Annotated in this window: 16 protein-coding genes; 7 read left to right on the top strand and 9 right to left on the bottom strand. The window is 41.6% G+C overall.

The window, feature by feature from the left end; translation table 11 throughout:
- Positions 1-380: 380 nt before the first annotated feature.
- Entirely contained in the window at positions 381-809 is a 429-nt protein-coding gene (locus AC3E9V_RS12560; RefSeq protein ID WP_488753551.1) for an acyl-CoA thioesterase, read from the bottom strand.
- Positions 810-990: 181 nt separating this feature from the next.
- Here AC3E9V_RS12560 and AC3E9V_RS12555 point away from each other — a divergent pair, with 181 nt between their 5' ends.
- The 5 genes from AC3E9V_RS12555 (at position 991) to AC3E9V_RS12535 (ending at position 5391) form a co-directional block, all read left to right on the top strand.
- On the top strand, positions 991-1518 hold the full coding sequence (locus AC3E9V_RS12555; RefSeq protein ID WP_488753550.1) for a hypothetical protein: 528 nt from the start codon (positions 991-993) through the stop codon (positions 1516-1518).
- A 54-nt stretch (positions 1519-1572) separates the two neighbouring features.
- Positions 1573-2235, top strand: coding sequence for a hypothetical protein (locus AC3E9V_RS12550; RefSeq protein WP_488753549.1), 663 nt, complete (start codon positions 1573-1575; stop codon positions 2233-2235).
- A 224-nt stretch (positions 2236-2459) separates the two neighbouring features.
- Complete coding sequence (locus tag AC3E9V_RS12545) at positions 2460-4229, top strand: SLC13 family permease (RefSeq protein WP_488753548.1); 1770 nt, start codon at positions 2460-2462, stop codon at positions 4227-4229.
- 39 nt (positions 4230-4268) lie between these two features.
- Positions 4269-4589 carry a DUF202 domain-containing protein gene (locus AC3E9V_RS12540; RefSeq protein ID WP_488753547.1) on the top strand — a complete coding sequence of 107 codons (321 nt, stop codon included), beginning with the start codon at positions 4269-4271 and terminating at the stop codon, positions 4587-4589.
- A 328-nt stretch (positions 4590-4917) separates the two neighbouring features.
- Positions 4918-5391, top strand: a complete 474-nt coding sequence (locus AC3E9V_RS12535; RefSeq protein WP_488753546.1) for a hypothetical protein — start codon at positions 4918-4920, stop codon at positions 5389-5391.
- Positions 5392-5419: 28 nt separating this feature from the next.
- Here AC3E9V_RS12535 and AC3E9V_RS12530 read toward each other — a convergent pair whose 3' ends face one another.
- The 4 genes from AC3E9V_RS12530 to AC3E9V_RS12515 are packed head-to-tail and all read right to left on the bottom strand — an operon-like array spanning position 5420 to position 6608.
- Complete coding sequence (locus AC3E9V_RS12530) at positions 5420-5554, bottom strand: hypothetical protein (protein WP_488753545.1); 135 nt, start codon at positions 5552-5554, stop codon at positions 5420-5422.
- The gene (locus AC3E9V_RS12525) at positions 5545-5760 is read right to left on the bottom strand and encodes a DUF6557 family protein (protein WP_488753544.1); all 216 of its coding nucleotides are present in this window, start codon (positions 5758-5760) and stop codon (positions 5545-5547) included. Before AC3E9V_RS12525 ends, AC3E9V_RS12530 begins: the two co-directional genes overlap by 10 nt.
- Before the next feature lie 58 nt (positions 5761-5818).
- Positions 5819-6265, bottom strand: a complete 447-nt coding sequence (locus AC3E9V_RS12520; protein ID WP_488753543.1) for a helix-turn-helix domain-containing protein — start codon at positions 6263-6265, stop codon at positions 5819-5821.
- 13 nt (positions 6266-6278) lie between these two features.
- Positions 6279-6608, bottom strand: a complete 330-nt coding sequence (locus tag AC3E9V_RS12515) for a type II toxin-antitoxin system HigB family toxin (RefSeq protein WP_488753542.1) — start codon at positions 6606-6608, stop codon at positions 6279-6281.
- Positions 6609-7742: 1134 nt separating this feature from the next.
- On the opposite strand from AC3E9V_RS12515, the gene AC3E9V_RS12510 reads away from it, so the two are divergent.
- Entirely contained in the window at positions 7743-8183 is a 441-nt protein-coding gene (locus AC3E9V_RS12510) for a hypothetical protein (protein ID WP_488753541.1), read from the top strand.
- Positions 8184-8357: 174 nt separating this feature from the next.
- Here the strand turns inward: AC3E9V_RS12510 and AC3E9V_RS12505 are convergent, their stop codons facing one another.
- Entirely contained in the window at positions 8358-8564 is a 207-nt protein-coding gene (locus tag AC3E9V_RS12505) for a hypothetical protein (protein ID WP_488753540.1), read from the bottom strand.
- Between the two features lie 179 nt (positions 8565-8743).
- Between AC3E9V_RS12505 and greB the strand changes: the two genes are divergently transcribed.
- Complete coding sequence (gene greB / locus AC3E9V_RS12500) at positions 8744-9223, top strand: transcription elongation factor GreB (RefSeq protein WP_488753539.1); 480 nt, start codon at positions 8744-8746, stop codon at positions 9221-9223.
- A gap of 290 nt (positions 9224-9513) precedes the next feature.
- Here the strand turns inward: greB and AC3E9V_RS12495 are convergent, their stop codons facing one another.
- Genes AC3E9V_RS12495 through AC3E9V_RS12485 form a run of 3 tightly spaced genes read right to left on the bottom strand, consistent with a single transcriptional unit; the run spans position 9514 to position 15572 of the window.
- The gene (locus AC3E9V_RS12495; RefSeq protein WP_488753538.1) at positions 9514-10107 is read right to left on the bottom strand and encodes a TRADD-N-associated membrane domain-containing protein; all 594 of its coding nucleotides are present in this window, start codon (positions 10105-10107) and stop codon (positions 9514-9516) included.
- A gap of 3 nt (positions 10108-10110) precedes the next feature.
- A complete protein-coding gene (locus AC3E9V_RS12490; protein WP_488753537.1) occupies positions 10111-10722 on the bottom strand; it encodes a hypothetical protein in 612 nt (203 codons plus the stop codon).
- Positions 10719-15572 (bottom strand): hypothetical protein, encoded by a 4854-nt coding sequence (locus AC3E9V_RS12485; protein WP_488753536.1) that lies wholly within the window; start codon positions 15570-15572, stop codon positions 10719-10721. Before AC3E9V_RS12485 ends, AC3E9V_RS12490 begins: the two co-directional genes overlap by 4 nt.
- Positions 15573-16044: the final 472 nt, after the last annotated feature.

The following is a 16044-nucleotide window of genomic DNA, read 5'->3' as shown; positions in this document are numbered from 1 at the left end:
TAGAAGTTCCCTTGGCAAACGGAGAATGAATTTCCTTCGCATTCGATAATCTTCAATCCAGAGATTCCCCCTTAATAAAGGGGCGCCCGGCCAGGGGTCAGGGGTTTGTTTTGCCAACAACCTTCAATGTAAAGAGAGACAGGAGCGCCACACGGCCCCTAGAGCTCCTTGCTTCGCTGAAGCTTCCATCGGCCGCCAGAGGCTTACCGACGGCACGGCGCGAAGGCACAGCTAGCGTAAGAGACCGGCTTAAGAGGTTGTTCCGTCAAACACCTTCAAAACCCGCCAATCCAGGGATTCCCCCTTAAAAAAGGGGGCAGGGGGTTGTATCAGACGGACTCGTCCTAAAACAGAAGGGAATTAGCCTTATCATTTCATCCCTAATCACCTCCAGCAAAAGCAGCCTCATAAAGCTTCAGAAACTTCTCCGGGATGCGGGTAGGCCGCTTACTTTCAATATCAATGAAATAGCCACCCTGTACGCCACTGGCATACAGCCGCTTATCTGTTCTGATCTCAAACGAACATTCCCATTTGGATTTGGAAACTGAGGACAACCAGACGAGCCCCAAAGGCGAATCGTGAATAGTCAACGGATACCGATAGCACACCTGCGTTTCTGTCAGTACCGGAGATCTGTTCTCCCTGTACAGTTCCTGAAAAGGATAATAAGTATCCAGAAAATACATTCGTAGATCCTCAAACCACCGTACATATACGATATTGCTCACAATGCCAACGACATCTATGTCATAGCCATGGATCTTAATCGGTTTTTTGAGCAGGAGGGGTTTGACAGTTGTTTCCATAAATTAACTTCATCAATAACGGAAATAAATTTATATATATCCCATCAGGATTATTAACCCTGCCACAAAAAAAGCTGACTAAATCAGAAATTATCCGTAGAGTGGCCCATGAGCACGCCCGGCCAAATGACCGTTTTTGGTTTTTTTATTAAAGTGCTTATGTCGAGTTCACGTTAATTAAATGACTTCCTATCTTTATAAAGTTGTGAGTGAGATCGCTGAAATATTGAAAAACGGGTTCCACAAAGAATCCATTGTCCGTAGACTCAGGGGAAATCCCGAAGAGCTCCTGCAAACCATTCAAATCACACTAAATCCGGATCACCCTCAGGGCTGGCGATCCGCATGGGTCCTGAAAGAAATACTTGGGAAAAATGATCCCCGGCTAACACCACATATGGACCGGTTGCTCCGGCAACTCGCTGACCGTCCGGACGGCCACCAGCGTGAACTCTTTCACCTGATCATGAAATGCGACCTGACCGATGACCAGGAAGGATGGCTGTACGACGCCTGTGTAAAGATCTGGATGAGCATTCGCAAATCATCGTCTGCACGGATCATGGCATTCCGCCAGCTCATCAGGCTTGTGAAGAAATACCCGGAGCTGAAGCACGAACTGAAGATACTCACAGGGGAGGAATACGTAGATGCGCTATCACCCGGAGTTAAGCATTCCTGTCAGAAGCTCATCATTGAAGTGATGTAGGGCAGGTTGCAGTATTTCGTTTTATTTTTATAAACGAAATCAAAAAACCGACCTATGAAACTTCCCGTATTGGGGTGGAGCCACCCTTTGATCAATTATATCATTCAATTCATCTTTATATTCAGCAGCGTCTTTCTGGCCTTTTACCTGACGGATGTTTACGAAACAGACAAACTCCGCACGGTAGAACACAAAGCCATCACAGCCGTCTATCAGGAGCTACAGCAAAACCTGAAAGCACTGGAAGAAGCAGCTCCGTATCACGAGGAAGTCCGGGATATGCTATTTGTCTTAACGGACAGTCTGAACAGAAACCTCATCAACGTTTCCGGGAAAACCACCATCGATATTCTCCAGCAAAGGATCAGGCGTCAGGCAAACAGCCTGGGCATTCCAAATCTTCAGGACATATCCTGGAAAACCTTCCAGGGCACTGAAGCACATGTATTGCTGGATTATGAGGTTGCCAGCGGACTGGGACGTCAGTATCAACTGCAGAAAATAGGTGTAGAAGCTACTTCAGAAAACCTGGGGGAACTCTTCACAAGCCAGGATATTTTTGACCCGTCTATAACCGCTACAAAACTTCGGCAATGTTTCTGGCTTTTCAGGGAATTGCTTGGGCAGGAGACATACCTGATCATGCAAACCTCCGAGACCCTGAAGCTTCTCGAAGAAGCCTATCCGAAATTACTCGCTCCAAAAACCGAAGACTGAGAATTTCCTTCGTATCCGATAATCTTCAAATCAAGGATTCCCCCTTAGAAAAGGGGGATAAAAGGGGGTTGTATTTGGTATTTAAGAAAAACTTTCCGTTAATAGTAATAAAACAACTACTGCTGCTCCCTTACCAGGGGAGCCGCCCTCAGGGAATTAACGGTATTTGTAAAAAACCCAACTGACAGCAGATGAAATCCAACAGATTGAGCTATAATAGCTGAATGGAACATGTCTATGTTTTCCTTACGCTCGCTGCTTCCCTTGGGCTCTTTGTGTGGGGCAGGTTAAGGCATGATGTGGTCGCCTTACTGGCCCTTTTTTCCCTGGTTTTGTCCGGGATCATTCCTGCCGACGAGGCATTTACTGGTTTTGGACATCCGGCGGTCATTACCGTGGCTGCGGTGCTGATCATTGGAAAAGCCCTGGAAAACTCCGGCGTAATTGAAGTCCTGGCCCGATGGGTGGCCAAAGTGGGTGACAACCTGTCCCTGCAGATACTTACACTCTCGCTGCTGGTAACCGTGGCCTCAGCATTTATGAACAATGTGGGAGCCCTGGCTATTATCATGCCCGTAGTGCTTCACATAGCCAGAAAAAGCAATCATGCGCCATCGTACTTATTGATGCCTATTGCCTTTGCGTCCCTCTTTGGAGGGATGATCACGCTTATTGGCACTCCACCAAACATCATCATTGCCTCACTACGTGCCGATGAAACAGGTGCCTCCTTCGGTATGTTTGATTTTGCTCCTGTGGGGTTAGGGTTGGCCTTAATGGGGGTGCTTTTCATAGCGCTGATCGGGTGGAGACTGCTGCCAAAGCGGGTGGCTCCCGACCAGGACGCAGACTCTTTTCATATAGATGATTACATTACGGAGGTGCGGGTCACCAAAAAGTCCAAAGTGGTTGGAATGACCATTGAGGCATTAGGACAGAGCACCAAAGGGGGTGTGCAGATACTGGGACTGATACGTAATAGCCGACGGATCCATGCACCGGATCCCCAGGAAGAGCTACAAATTGAAGACATCATCATTATCGAGTGCGATACCGTGGCACTGAAATCGCTTGTGGAATCCACCGGGTTGGAGTTAGTGGGTGATCGCAAATTTCGAAAAGACGCCAAAGGTTCACACAGCATAACAATCATGGAAGCCATTGTAGTCAATAATGCAGCGATCACCGGACGTACCGCAGCAGGCCTGAGGATGAGGACCCGCTATGGCATCAATCTGCTGGCCGTTTCCAGGCAGGGCAAATCCATCCATGACCGGCTGGACCGGGTTGTATTTAAAAAAGGGGATGTGATCATGGTGCAGGGCCGTACCCTCAACATGGACGAGGCAATACGCTCCATGGGATGTCTGCCGCTGGCACAACGCAAACTACAATTGGGTTACAAAAAGAAAATAACCCTTGCGCTCACTTTGTTTATAGCTTCCATTGCAGTTGTGATCCTGGGGTGGTTACCCGTACATATTTCTTTTTCGATGGCTGCCGCAGGCCTCGTGCTTAGTGGAGTATTACCTGTGAAGGAGACTTATACCAGCATTGACTGGCCGGTGATTGTACTACTTGGAGCCATGCTTCCTGTGGGAAAAGCACTGGAAACCTCCGGAGGCGCTGAACTCCTGACTGAAAAGATACTGCTCTTTGCTGATGGGTTGCCTGTGTGGGCCACTCTGGGATTGCTTATACTGGTGACTATGCTGCTGAGCGGGGTGATCAACAATGCCGCTACGGTGATCCTGATGGCGCCCATTGGTATTGGGATAGGGGTTGGCATGGGGTTATCCGTAGATCCTTTTTTGATGGCCATTGCTGTGGGAGCGTCCGCATCGTTTCTCACACCCATCGGACACCAGAGCAACACGCTGGTAATGGGACCAGGCGGATACAGGTTTAGTGATTACTTCAGGATGGGACTACCGGTGAGCATCATCACCATCTTGCTGGCCGTGCCACTGATCCTGTATTTCTGGCCGGTATAGCAGATTGGTGTATTTTTATAGCCCAAAATAAAGGTAACTATGCTACGACGACTCAGCATGTTTAAAGACGCTTTTCACAACCAGGACGAGATCATCCTGCGAGACTACCTGGCGCTGGAGCGCACTAAACTGGCCAACGAACGCACACTGCTGGCTTACATCCGCACGTCGCTGTACATGATCCTCGGTGGGCTGGCTTTTTTGCAGCTGCGCGACTTCCAGAGCATCCGGTGGATCGGGTATGTGGCCATTAGCATCAGTGCCATCATACTGGTGGTGGGGCTGTACCGATACCTGCAGATCCGCTACCGGTTGATCCGGTTTTACCGGGAGAGCCAGGAAGAGCCAAAGGGTCGTTAGGCAGAGGCAGTAAGCAGTAAGCAGTTTCCTGACTGGTAGGTATTAAACCAAGGCTTGAGGGAGACTTCAAGTAGAATAGATCATTCACACAACAAATCATAAGAGACTGATATAGAGAAATATAAGGGTATAGGTTGAAAATACTTTACTTAACATAATATAAATTATATAACTCGCTGGCGCTCGTTAAATAATAATGTTATGCTAAATAGCTTTTGAAACGATTGAGAATCGAGAAATATTGTTAAGTCGACATCTTGGTCTTAAAATCTAAAATTTTCTCAGGAGAGTTAACTGTAGCAGTACTTTCTATTTTTAGATTTGGCGAATGAATTATCTTTCAGAAAACGACCTGACAGTGTTTTTCGAGAAAAACAACAACAGGTATATAAATGCTGTCGGCATGGAAATTGGATGGACAGAGAAAAATGGAATTTGGACTTATCTCGTCCATCAAACTTATGACCAGGGACCCTGGGAAGTTACTATTGCCACAGAATTTGATACTCTGGAGACATTTACTTCCGGGTTCAAACTGGAATCGTTTCAGGCCATAGACAGGCTGAATTACACTAACTCATGGATGCGTTACCTGAATGGTGACGCAGAAATAGTCATTAAGCCTTTGGAATTGGGAATTCCGGTCTCTTTCAGAATTCATAACTATAAGACCATCATTTTCAGCCTTGAAAAGCACTTTTATGATGAAGAACACAGGCACCTGACTATACCTGAAGATTTTGAGGAGTATTTTAATCAAAATGAATACCTTCTGAACAAGATCAACGAAAGAAATTTGTAAAACGAGTTTAGTAAGTAGAGTCTTAAAATCAGCTTTCTTCATCGTCCAACTCATCCAATAATTCATCCAGCGAAACAGTGTTTCTTTTCCGCTTTTCAGGTGTCATTTTTTTATAGGCCTCTACTGTTACCCGGCCATCTGCGTAACAACCGTCTACATCCACGTAGCTCCCGTCTTCTTCATTGACTTCTGTGAGACGGACGCTATGCCGGACTCTTCGGAGGTTAAACTCAGTAATTGCTCGTACACCTCTTGATACGCATCGATCTGCGCCCTCTGATCCGGATACAACCTGAGCAGTTCTGCCTCAATGCTGAGCCAATGATGATTAGTGATGAGGTCGCGAAATGTTGTGCTAATATGATCCATTTTCAAACACTATTCTGTTGTACCTTTTCCAAATCATAACTCGCTAAAGCAAGTTGTACTAAGCTTTTGCCAAATCTTTTTTGGAATTCATCAGGCTGGCATTCCGGTATTGTTTGTTGACATCTGAGGACAATTTGTAAGTACGATTGAATGCGTCCTGGCGAACCTTAAACCTATCAGAGAGAATGCGAATGACATTCTTGGATAGACCCTTTTTATAACTGAGGATATCAGAAACATGACCCTTGGAAATCTTTAGCAATTCAGCAAGGTCATTTTGCTTCATCTTGTTATCAGCCATTAAGGACTTTAGTAGTTGGATTGGATCAAGCTCCTCCATGGTAGAATGCTCCTCATCATACTTTTCTATTAAAAGTGTAATCGTCTCAATGAGATCATCGAGCTCATCGGATGGCTTTTTCTGGTATTCGGAAGTCAGCTTTTCCAGATCATTGCAATAAGTCCAATATTGGTCTTCAGATCGTATGATTGTATATGCTTTCATAATTCCCTATTTTTCAACTAAAATCGTCTACAGTATACTGTAAATTTTGCTTGCATAATTTTGAGTATTCAGCATGAGTACCGATCCATTTTACATATAAATGAACCATCTTGGGTCCAAACCAATAGCCGCAAATTAAGCGGTAATTGTTACCTCCAATATTAAAAACTATTCGGTCATTGCTGATCAAGTCTGCTGCTCCAAAAGTTTCCTGCACATCATTAATGGATTCCCAATCTGCTTTTTTGATACTTTCTCTGAATTTCTCAAACGAAACTTTAGATCTGGCATGTTCAAAAACAAATTCTTCAATGGATTTCCATTTGATTATATGTACTTTCATAAAACATCAAAGATGAGGAAAAGTTCGCGAAAAGCGAATATATGTTCTATTTATCTTGGCTTAGATTTTTCGATGAAGTATGATTTCCCATCCTCAACCGCACACCTGCCCGTCCGGTCAGGCGAGCATTTGGCATTCCCTTTCTAAAACCACCCCTAAAAATGCCAAAAGAGCCGTCGTGGAACAGTGCCCCCATCTTCCTCGAATGTTAAGGATAAAGAAAAAACCTCCCCTTAAAAAACTTTATCCCCTCTCCCACGACCCAAAGCTATATTAACGTCATTCCGGAAGTAGCGCAGCGGATATTCGGGCGCACGGCTAGTGAATCTCATCAATGTCTTTAGCAGAATCAGAACAGCTCACCGGTTGTCTTTCTTTTATCTGTGTTCGCTGTGTGTCGCTCAGGCCGTGCTCCGTCGCTGAAGCTTTGGCGCAAGCGACCAGGCCCATACCGGGGCGCGCAGCCTTTTCCATTGCCCTTGCCGGGCGCATGAAAAGTATGCAAAAATCTAGCGCTCCACGCCGGACGGTTCCCCGCCGGGACAAAATAATCACTTCCGACCCACAGCCTACCGCGCCCCCGGTATTTTGCCAGGCCAGCCCGCCTGGACGCAAACCGGATTCTACTTAACATAATATCTACTCAACCAGTTTTGGCAGATATGCATGTGGTCCTAAATAATTATAACTAAGTCTATATCTAATTCTCTGATTATTCTTATCCACCTGAAGTTGATTGTTGCTCAGAAATACAAAAGTTCGAGTACTGAATCTTTCTGACTTTAAGTAATATCCGGAAGGAATAATCCTTACGACTTGACCAGTCTCTTCCATATCCTGTGAAGAAAGGTATCTAGGAATAGAGTATTTGTTCTGTTAGTATTTCAAATGTAGATTGAAATGCAGGAAGTTCGGAGCTGCAGAATGGCCGAACTGAAAGGAGAAGTAAGCGAGGAATCTAAATTACTTAAAACAGGGGAAGAGAATCAAATAACCTAATAGCCATTTCACCGACTGATTCATCAAATCACCCATGATGATTACCAGTAAAGTATGCAACTTATTCTAAAAGATGTATAAGCCATTACATTGTAAAAATGCGCAACTTAACACCCAAATAATTTAACCAATGCAATGAAAACAAGAATAAATTGGATTGGAAGAAATATCTTCCTATTGACCATGGCGATATTTTTATTTACTGCGTGTGCAAAAAAAGTTACCTTTTTAAATTCTGCTATTGTACCATCAGCTGAAGGTACGATTACGATTAAACAAGGTGATAACAACAATTACAACATCGAGTTAGATGTTAAACGATTAGCTGACCCTGGCAGACTTACGCCACCTAGAACCATTTATGTGGTATGGATGGAAACCGCACAAAGCGGAGTACATAATATTGGCCAATTGAATACATCCACTTCGGGGCTTTCTAGTATGCTTTCGAGTTCATTAAAAACAGTAACCCCATATCAGCCAACAGGTTTTTTCATTACAGCTGAAGATGACGCTACCGGGAATTATCCAGGCCAGACAGTAGTGCTTAAAACAGGTACTATTGCAAGTAAATAGTTTTTCGTGTTTGTTGGGTGACCTATCTGCTTCGAGAAGAGGATCGTGGATTATTCGGTGTAAGCTGACAATGCAGCTTAGCGGCTGTACCATTATACCTATGGTAAAAATCTGCTAGGTGGTGCCTGGTGCAAGGGGTATAAAAGCTACGGATTTTCCTGTAGAACTGCTTAATTAATTTTTTTGGTTTTCGATCATCTTTCGAAGTGCAATGATCTCTGTTCTCAGTTCTTCAATTTCCTTCGATCCGGCCACAGGTGCATCTTTTTCCTCGGCATCACGACCGATGAAATAGGAGGCAAAAGTCGCAGTGACATAACCAAAAATGCTAAATCCGAAAACGGCAATTAAAAAACCTAAACCACGGCCTTCAGTTGTCATCGGACTAAATTCGTTACCTGCCGTTAAAAACTGCCCTTCTAATCAACAATTCTACTTAACACGCTCCTTTGAATGAATTTCTTCGCAATCTTTTTTGGGGACGCCTGGTACAGCTTAGATTCTATACAAATATTTGCCGTTGATATTCTGATACGAACATTGAATAGCAATAAACGACCATGAGATCACAGTTGATTACACCCCAGGGAATGGAACGTCTTAAAGAAGAGATTAATCACCTCTGGCGTGTGGAGCGGCCAGAAACCACCAGAAAAGTTTCCTGGGCGGCCAGCCTGGGGGACCGCTCTGAAAATGCAGATTACCATTACAACAAAAAACGTCTTCGTGAAATTGATAAGCGCTTGCTGTATTTGCGCAAATGCATCGATAATTTCAAAGTGATCGAATACCACCCTCATCAGGAAGGTAAAGTGAATTTTGGGGCCTGGGTGGAAATCGAAAATGTAGCTAAGGGACTGAAAAAGCGCTTACGGATCGTGGGATATGAGGAATTGATTGGGCATAAAGATTACATTTCCATGGACTCCCCCATGGCCCAGGCGCTGCTCCACAAAAAAGTGGGCGATGAAGCGATCGTTGAAACCAAAGTGGCGAAATTCGTATGGCGCATCAAAACCATTGAGTATGAGAAAAGTTAGTCAACGGATTTGTTGATGTTCAGTCATCCTTTAATAACCATGTGAGTGGACTAGCTATCGGGACAACCGCAACCGCGCTTGCCATGACCGAAGCGTTATGGGTATTTAGCTATTGTAGTACCAACTTCCACTTATCTGATTCAGCGAATTCTTTGATCGTTTCATTCCGTTTGATTAAGAGTTTGGTCATATACCTCTTTAAAATGATGACATCAACCAGCTTACCAAGAATCCCAAACGGTGATTCATAGTCAAATTATTCAAATAATTCCGGTTTACTGGTTTTAATCTCAAGTCAAAGTATCTCCCAGTGATCCAATGATCTCACCGTACGCTTTATTTTTTGCTTCTTCTGAAGAGATAAGATCAATGAATTTGAATGATGTGAGTAATTTGTTAGTCCTGAATAATTCATTTTCAACCACATCTGATTCTTTCTTCACTTTGGAATAAAACAAAAATGCTGTTCCTCCCAAAACCCCAGGAACAATACTGGATATTGAAGTAATTATGGTGATAAGATCTGCACTTTCCCCATTTCGAAAATTTATAATTGCCAATGCAATACTGATACCTAACAATAACAAGGCCGTTGCAATTGAAATCAGGCATAAATTGTAGATCTTGGTGAGTCTGGATTGTTTGTCTTGATAAATCTGCTTCAAACTCACCAATGTGCTGGCTATCGCATTGTATGCTTTTTGAGACCCGGCTTCATCGTAGACAATTCCGTCCAGAATAACTTCTTTGGGATCACCTCCCATTTCAGCCTCATGAATCTTATATAAGTTCTGATCAGTAAGCGCCTCTCGCACTTCATCTAAAAACCACTTGTCGCCAGAGCTTGACGTGATCCATTCCTTTAATAAGTTTGCATTATCCATTCTTTATAAGTTAAGAAATTCTTTCACACTTTTCGCATAGGCCTCTTCCATCTCCAGAGAGTCCATATATTGCAGCCAGGTTTTAATAAATTGAATACTTGTATAAAATGGCATCTTCCAATGGGAAATACTAATATAACTATTCGTATACTCCGTATTCTTTTTGATCTCCTTTAATTCGGTACTCTCACAAACGAAAAAGAATACAGATTTCTGTGTTTCAGAGGATTTTATAAGATCAACAACTTTGCTAAACGCGTAACCTCCATCTGCAAACTCAACATATGAGACATCCTTCCTTTGAAAGTGATGTGCGACTAAAAATATGTACTCCAGTTCAGTTGCTGTTATTGCCTTTTGAAAGTCTCCGAATGTAACATCATAGTCAATTACACAATCAGACTGGGTATGAATGTCATGAACAGACGCAATTGCTCTCATAGCAACATGCTTTTCATAACGATCCCAGCCCTCTCCTAATCGAATGACCTCTGTTTTTAGGAAGTCTTTTTCTTTAGCAAACGGATTATAAGATCTGATTTTGCTTAAATCAGAATCGTACCTCTCCCGGGTAAGTGGGACAGTAATTTGCAAAATGCAAGAGGATGTATTCATCCAAATCTAAAGTTAGACGTTGGTTCAACAATTATCTCACATTTTAGTGTCGGTATTGCCCTAAATTTTGATTTAAATTCTGTAGGCTGAAGCTTAATCTTATCGAGCTGATCTTTTTGATAGTTTTCAAAGAGCTGGTTAATTGATTTTGGTTGATAAGCACCGTTTTTCTTTCTCCATTTTTTTAAAAATTTGCTACTTAAACTTGATTTTTCTTCTGAATTAAGCTTATTAATATTGACTCTGACGTTTTTTGCTTCTACCCTTTCAATTGCCTTTTCTGCACCTTCCTCCCCTATTGACGAAATCTCTTTCTGCCAATGTTTTGTTTTAACCCAGCCGGACTCTCTGTAGGGGTTTAACAAGTAATTCAAAGCCTGATAGCTTGCCAATAGAGACGATTCATCTTGTAAGAAGAAGGTACTGGTGTATACATGTTTGAAATATTGGCTGCTGGCAAAAAGATCTCTGATCAAATCGGACTCATTTGAAATGATGTAGATAAAATCTTTTTTCTCACCGGAAAACTTATAGGCATTAATCAATAATTGCTCCACCGCCTCATAGCTTATTGTATTATCCGAAAATACAAGTCCATCCTCATCACCTCGAACGGTGAAGTAGATTTGATCAAAGTCCGAGTAATACATCATTTCTCGGAATTCATACGTAGTGATGCTTTCAGAAATGTTTAATCCAGCTTCCTGGATTAGTTTCAATTGGTCATTTATTTGACCGTAATCAGTACTTATTTCCAGCGGAATGGTGGAGAAGAATGCTGAAGATGAATAATCCAATTCTATGATTTCGTTGGCATTTGACACACTGGTATCGACATGATATGGGTCATCAGCGAAGATTTTGAGCTTAGTTCCTCCATGATAAGAATAGATCTTCTGAAGATCACCGAAATCTCCCCTTGTGATTATCCTATCAACTCCTGTTGACTCTAATTCAACCAAAAAATCATAAATCAGTCTGGACCTCTCTCTGAATATTACTTCAGCATCCGAGCTTGTCAAGTTTCGATTTGAAAAGATGGATCGGATGTCGGCCAAATAGTTCTCTAGCGGTTCAGCAAGTTTAGTAGCAGATGTCTTGAATACAGGGATATCGCTTACTCCGCTTTTGAATACATACTCAATATTTTCGGTAGAGTTTAGATTAATACTAAGTAAACCTTCATTCGGTTTTAAGTTTCGTGTGTTATTGAAGTAATAATAGTTTTCACTGGTAGCGAAATCTGCAACGTTTTTCATTCTTGAAAGGTCTGTCGGATCAATTGGGTTATATTTCCACAGGTCTTTGTACTTAGGATCCAGTTCCAGTTTATTGCCTATTTCTGTCAAGGAAAAATCGTCCACTTTTGTACCGCCTCTTGGATCCGGTATACTCATCGTATTTTCATTGACAAAACGCACTTCATTGTTATTGTTGAAGATTACATTTCGCACCTCTTTTTCCGGGAGCGAATTCAGAACGCGATTCGCTTCGTCTAATTGAACTTGGGTAATTCTCTGTTGACTAAACCCTAGTCTTCTTCCATCATCACTCACAATTACTCCGGAAACCTCATCACCCTGATTGCGGAGAAAATCGTCTGACTTTTGAATAATTTGGCTTACTTCTCCATCTACTTTATTCGGGAGCACCCAATTAGTTTCGGATTTTACCGCTTCAAAACTCGTATTCCCATCACTGAAATTTACTTTTTTACCCTCAGGCAATCTCCCATTTGTCAAAACCACGGAATTTTCGCCCAAAATATTCTTCTCAATGGTTATCCATTCGAATCTGGAGGATAGCGCCGATGCTTCGTTTGATGTGAGTGGGGCAACATCGTAATAGCTTTTAGAATCCATGGATAGCCTTAGGAGGATGTTTTCATCCATTGGAGCATCAATAGGACCTGCTGGTTTTGGGGTTTCTCTGATGAAGAAATAGCCGTCTGATTCTTTCAGTTTAACGAGGTATTTATTTTCATCGCCAAGTTTTTTTGCGTCCTTCACCAGGTTACTTCCGAAGATTTTGGCATCCCCTTCAGCAGACCAACCTCTATTGGATTCGATTACATCTTCTAACAGCTCCCGAATATTAGTGAGATCGCTCTTCTTCATATCCAGTGAAAGCGTACCTCCTTTTTGTGAGGCTTTAAGTTCTCCGAGGTGAACAAAACCATTGGCTTTCTGGGAAACGACATTTTCAGCTATCTCACGTTCAAGCATCATTTTCCCAAATTGTGCATCTTTCGTTGCGCTTCGTGAAACTTTAGTATTCGAAAGAGTTACTTTAAACTCATCGGTACTTAAGCGAGCAATTTTTCCATCAGTTTTGATCAATGTATTGAATGAGGAACTAGAAAGGTCAACTTTTGATCGATAGAAACCACTCCTTCCCAGCCGAGCGTTGACGAACTTTTTCATACGATCAGTCAATTTTAAACGACTACCCAGGCTAACTCCACCCGATAAAACATAACTGGAGAGCTCATCATAGTAGGGAGCAAATGGCTTTGACTCCAAAATGTCAATACATTCTGTCTTTTCGCCAAGGACTTTTTTGTCCAAAAACTGAATCTCAACATTTGTCTTGAGAGAAGTATTTGTTTGATACCATTCTTCAAAATCAAGATTTCGTTTGATTGTTATGTTAGATTGGTCTAGCCATGTAAAAAGTCCATTTTCTTTGAGCCAATTAACTATTTGAGACCATTTTTGTATTTGATTTAGCCGACTAAATTCAGGTTCATATTCAGCCACAGCACCATAGTTCAAATTCCACCAGCTTGCGAATCGATGGCTTGTGAAGTTAGCCTCTACCTCTATCCCTGGTAACAAATCATTACTTGAAGCATTGAATATCTTGGTACAATAAGGTTCAAAGTAAATTCGATTTCTCCCATGAATATTATAACTGTTTTCATCGAAGGCTAACCAACTTCTTGTCGATGGATTTGCCTCTTCAGCTTTCTTATGAGTCTCATCAATAAGGTAGTTGGTCTCCGGATAAAAACCACTGATGAATACGGGTGCACTTCGCTTATAGTCAAAACTCCAAAGTTTCATCATTAGGTCAGTGTAATAAAGGGTCATACCCACTTCAGTGCCTTGCAAATAGCCATCATAACGCGCTTTTTGGTAGCTGTTGACATGGCGTAGTTCACGTAGGAGACTGTGTAAATTCGAGTAGTTGAAGGTTTGCAAAATAGAAACGAAATAGTGTTCCTCCAGAAGCTTAACCATGAGCTCATTGTTAATCCTTCCATTTGGTTCTATGCCGTGGTTTTGCTGGAAAACTGTTATTGAATCCTTGAGTTGGGGTGAATAAAGTGAGTCTTCTATTAAAAAGAAGCTACTTACATCAGCAACGATTTTACTATATATCCATTTTTCATAGTCTTCATAGGTACTACTCCTTGCGAATTCCTCATTGAAATCATAAAACAACCTATCTTGACAGTATTGACTAAGCGCATAGAAATAGGTAAGTTTTTTCGAAGATTCTGTACTGCTATAGATTTGATCTCTAATATCAATCAATTGGTCCCGATTTTGTCTTAAGGCGCTATATAGGCTTTGCCTGTACAACTCGATTTCTGATTCAATTTCGTCTTCAGTAATTTTCGAGGTTTGCTGGACATAGGAGTTCAAATCAAAGTCCTGCTCATCTTTCAAATAGGTACCATTTAGGAAAGTAGAAAGCGAACTTTCAAATTTCAATTGACTGGAATAGCTGCCTAAACTCGCATCACTTTTAGCTTCCTTTAGCTCACGAATTACTTTATCTCTTTTTTTCTTTCTGACCTTTGTCTCGAACCAATTTGAAAAGCTTAAAGAATCTTCAAGAATGAAAGTGATATCCCTCGCCATGCTTTTTTCTTGAATGGTTGGATCCAGGGAGAAGCCAATGTTAGTCTGAGACTCAGGAGGTATTATGTTTTCAACAAAATAATTGAAGTATGCACGATAGGACAGGAAGTTTCGGAAAAAACGAATATTCTCTTGTGCGATTGCGATCTGTTCCTCTATCTCTTTTCTGACAACAGGAACCTGAAGTCTGTCGCTGGGAGACATTCGGTAATAATTAGCCTCATTCTCTCTGATGATCTCTCTTCCTTCTACTATGAATCTTCTTTCATCGTCAATGAGTGTTGGAATTGAGGAACCGTATTTCTGGATAAGGGCATTTTTTTGATTGATGAATTCACTATACACCCCACGTTTTCCTAGCCTCTCCAAATACTGTTCTTTTGCATTATTATCCGCCTGGTATAAGACATAGATATCTTCAAGGTTTACTGTTTTTGGGGCTGTGTTTTTGTAAAACCTGCCACCTATCAAAATGGAATTATTGGCTTTACTTAAAAAGGATACATCGTGTACTTTCGATAAAAAATCTGATAACTCTTGGGCGTTACTTACCCGCATCTCGGTATATCCGTATTCAGGAGTAAATAAGGATTCACCTTGTATAACTTTATCCTTTCTGAATGAAATTTGAATTTCAGGACTTGTTTCGATTTTGTAGTAAATAGGTAGTACGTTATTAACGATTTTGCCTTGCCCAACTCTACACTTATCTGCGATATTGGCGAGATAATTTGTATTTAAAGCTGAATTATCAGGTAACAGGGCAAACAGTGTATCCTTTGCAAGGAAGTATCGATAGGCTCCATATTCAAAATCTGAAATAGATTCAATTTCCTCATAACGAACAGGGTTAAAATCATATAGTAATTGAAACTTTGTTTCTTTACTGAAATTAAGGCTCTTAATGACCCCATACTTGATCCAATCTCGACATTGTTCTAACTGATCAGATGCATCAAGGCTTTTCAGATACGTTTTCATATCTGTACTCAGTTCTATGGAATTCCAATTGACAATTGGTGCGTTATTAGCAACACTAAATGCTGAGCTTAGTACAGAGAAAGCTAGAATCAGGCTAGGAAGAAATTTGGAATGAAACATATTAGGCGATTTTTTCCTAATTTACTGAAAATGATCAGCAAACTAAATACCCACTTTTAGGTATTTTTCATATACCTATATGATAATAAGAAGAACTTGTTGCAGTTTGAATTCCGGTAGTTCAATTCATTATTTACATAATACTATTTTCGAAATATTACAATGAAGGCAGCACACATTTGCCATTCATTCCCCTTACTTCTCCTACTGCCAAAAATGGCAAAAGAGTGCTCGTGTGTACGAAGAATTGAATTGGTTGCTATTAAGACGAAAAAGGCCTATTAGTCTCCACCCTCAAACCAAAGCTATATTAACCGGGGCGCGAAGGCATAACACAGGCCATTATTGTTTT

Source organism: Marinoscillum sp. HNIBRBA16962 (assembly GCF_057801515.1).
Note: the sequence above shows the minus strand (reverse complement) of the source record. Positions and strands in the feature narration are given on the sequence as shown.